Genomic DNA, 366 nt, shown 5'->3' with positions numbered 1-366 from the left:
TGAATGTGTCCCTTGTTATGGCCGGTCTGCCGGGAGCTGTTTCCACAACCCTCAACGACAGAGTGCTCACGTTCCTCAACCGAGCGCGGAAGATTACTCTTCCTCCGCTGGAGCAGGGGGAAGTGGATGCCTTCTTCAAGCGATCGTTCGACTCTCTTGGCATCGCTATAGCAAGCGATCTGCGCCGTGACGCTGCGGCGTACACCGCTGGCAGTCCCTATCTTCTTCAGCTTGTGGGGAATTACACCTGTCTCTATGCTGAAAACGGCAAGGTGTCTGAAGAAAGCCTCGCCGAAGCGCTCCGAACCTCGGGCGATGATTTCCAAAGTGACGTCTGCGCCACCACGCTCGCCGCTCTTTCTGAAC

Annotated in this window: 1 pseudogene; it reads left to right on the top strand. The window is 56.8% G+C overall.

Going from position 1 to position 366, the window contains the following annotated elements:
- Positions 1-17 precede the first annotated feature (17 nt).
- Positions 18-366 (top strand): annotated as a pseudogene (locus NE591_RS13310) (hypothetical protein); the annotation flags it as partial.

Origin of the sequence: Adlercreutzia sp. DFI.6.23 (genome assembly GCF_024462535.1) — a bacterium.
GTDB lineage: Bacteria > Actinomycetota > Coriobacteriia > Coriobacteriales > Eggerthellaceae > Adlercreutzia > Adlercreutzia rubneri.
This window is presented reverse-complemented; position numbering and strand designations above follow the sequence as displayed.